The 2,563-nt window shown below is 78.4% G+C and carries 4 protein-coding genes; all 4 read left to right on the plus strand.

Annotated elements, in window-relative coordinates:
• On the plus strand, window positions 1-240 hold a 240-nt coding region (locus WCS02_RS19605; protein WP_422665443.1), incomplete at its 5' end, for a hypothetical protein.
• Complete coding sequence (locus WCS02_RS19610; RefSeq protein WP_340295961.1) at window positions 237-932, plus strand: response regulator; 696 nt, start codon at window positions 237-239, stop codon at window positions 930-932. The genes WCS02_RS19605 and WCS02_RS19610, both read left to right, overlap by 4 nt.
• On the plus strand, window positions 929-1,477 hold the full coding sequence (locus WCS02_RS19615; protein WP_340295962.1) for a DUF1697 domain-containing protein: 549 nt from the start codon (window positions 929-931) through the stop codon (window positions 1,475-1,477). Before WCS02_RS19610 ends, WCS02_RS19615 begins: the two co-directional genes overlap by 4 nt.
• A 76-nt stretch (window positions 1,478-1,553) precedes the next feature.
• A complete protein-coding gene (locus WCS02_RS19620; protein WP_340295963.1) occupies window positions 1,554-2,555 on the plus strand; it encodes a ketopantoate reductase family protein in 1,002 nt (333 codons plus the stop codon).
• Window positions 2,556-2,563 lie beyond the last annotated feature (8 nt).

Here is a 2,563-nt window from a genome sequence, read left to right on the forward strand (position 1 = left end):
GGGGCGGGCGCGACGTGGACCACGGGCACGACGAGGACCACGGGCGCGACCACGGGCGCGACCCCGGGCGCGACCCCGGGGGGCGCTCCCGCCGGCGGTCCGGTGCCGGGGTCGGGCGTGGGGCTCGTCGGCCTGGCCGAGCGGACCCGGCTGGCCGGCGGCAGCTGGGAGCACGGTGTCGTCGACGACGTGTTCCGCCTGCACGTGTGGCTGCCCTGGCCGGCGGAGGACGGCCGGTGAGCGCGCCGACGCCTGCGGGAGGCCGGGCGGTGCGCGTGCTCGTCGTCGACGACGACCCGCTGGTCCGCTCCGCGCTGGTCATGGTGCTGCGCGGCGCCGCGGGCGTGGAGCTCGTGGGCGAGGCGACCGACGGCGACGAGGTCCCCGCCGCGGTGGCCCGGCACCGGCCCGACGTCGTCCTCATGGACATCCGGATGCCGCGGGTCGACGGGCTGCAGGCGCTCGCCGCGCTGCGACGGACCCCGGGCGCCCCCGAGGTCGTCGTCCTCACGACCTTCGACGCCGACGACCAGGTGGTCCGGGCGGTCCGCGACGGCGCGGCCGGCTTCCTGCTCAAGGACACCCCGCCGGCGGAGATCGTCGACGCCGTCCGCCGGGTCGCCGAGGGCGAGGCCGTCCTCGACCCGTCGGTGACCCGGGGCCTGCTGCGCCACGTCGCGGTGAACGACGCGGGCTCGGCCGTCGACGAGCGGCGTGCCAGCGCGCGCCGGGCGCTGGAGGGGCTCAGCGACCGCGAGCGCGAGGTGGCGCTCGCCGTGTCGCGTGGTCTGGCCAACGCCCAGATCGCGGAGGAGCTGTTCATGAGCCCGGCGACGGTCAAGGCGTACGTGTCCCGGCTGCTGCAGCGGCTCGGGCTGGAGAACCGGGTGCAGGTCGCCCTGCTGGCGCACGACGCGGGCCTCACCGGGTGAGCGACCGGGTGGCGCTGCTGCCCCGCGGGATCAACCTCGGGGCCCGCAACAGGCTGTCCATGCCGGCCCTGCGGGACCTGCTCGGGGCGCACGGCGTCGCCGGCGTGCAGACGTACGTCGCCAGCGGCAACGTCGTCGTCGACCGGGGCGACGAGGAGCCGGGCGCGCTCCGTGACCGGGTCCGCGCCCTGGTCGCCGAGCACCTCGGCCTGGACGTGCTGTGGGTCGTCCGGGGTCGCGAGGAGGTCGACGCGACCGTCGCCGCCGACCCGCTGGGCGTCCTCCCCGACGTGGCGGGCTCCCCGGCCCGGCACTCCGTCCTGTTCCTCGACGGCGACCCCGACCCGGACGCCGTCGCCGCGCTGGACCCCGACGCGTACCTGCCCGAGCAGGTCGCGGTCGTCGGCCGGGACGTGCACAGCTGGCACCCCGAGGGCCTGCGGGTGTCCCGCCTGGACCCGTTCGTCCGCGCGCTCGGCGTCGACGGCACGGCGCGGAACTGGCGGACGGTCCTGCGGCTGCAGCAGATGCTCGGCGGCGGCTGAGCCCTCGAGGCGTCCAGCCTCCGGTGCTGACGGGCACCCGGGTGCCGGCGGGGGGCGCGGCTGGCACGGTGGCCCCGTGCGGGTCGTGGTGCTGGGCATCGGTGCGGTGGGCGGGACGCTGGCCGTGCGGCTGGCCGACGCCGGGGTCGACGTCCTGGCGCTGGCGCGCGGCGCGCACGCCGACGCGGTGAGGGACGACGGGCTGCGCCTGGACACCCCTGACGGCCCGCTCGTGGCGCGGCTGCCCGTCGTCGACCGGCCCGAGGACCTCCGGCTGCGCGAGGACGACGTGCTCGTGCTGGCGACCAAGAGCCAGCACACGGCCGGCGTCCTCGACGCGCTCCCGCCCCTCGCCCGGGACCTGCCCCTGCTGCTCGCGCAGAACGGCGTCGCCAACGAGCGCGAGGCCGCCCGGCGCCACGCCGACGTCCACGGCGTCTGCGTCGCGCTGCCCGCCCTGCACACCGAGCCCGGCCGGGTGGCGGTCTTCTGCCGGCCGTCCGCCGTGCTCGAGGTCGGCCGGTGGCCGGGCGGCACCGACGGGACGGACCTCCGGGTCGCCGCCACGTTCACCGCCGCGGGCCTGCTCACCCGCGCCCGCGAGGACGTCCAGGCCTACAAGCACCGCAAGCTGCTCACCAACCTCGGCAACGCGGTCGAGGCGCTGCTGGGCGCCGGGGGCGGCGAGGCGGCACGGGACCTGCACCGACGGGCCGTCGCCGAGGGCGAGCGGGTCCTGGCCCTGTCGGGCGTGCCGCTGCTGGACCCTCAGGCGTGGCGCGACGACGTGGTCGCCCACCTGGCGATGGCCGACGTGCCGGGCGTCGAGCGGGGCGGCGGCTCGACGTGGCAGTCGCTCGCCCGGGGCGCCGGGAGCGTGGAGGCGGACCACCTCAACGGGGAGGTCGTCATGCTCGCCCGGCTCCACGGCACCACCGCCCCGGTCAACGAGACGCTGCGCCGGGCCGTCGTCGACGCCGCGCGCGCCGGACGGGGGCCGGGCTCGCTGGCCCCCGACGAGCTCGTGCGCCTGGTGGACGGCGCCGTCGCGGCCGACGCGGCCCGCACGCCCGGCTGAGCGGGGGC

The organism is Aquipuribacter hungaricus, assembly GCF_037860755.1.
Classification (GTDB): domain Bacteria; phylum Actinomycetota; class Actinomycetes; order Actinomycetales; family JBBAYJ01; genus Aquipuribacter; species Aquipuribacter hungaricus.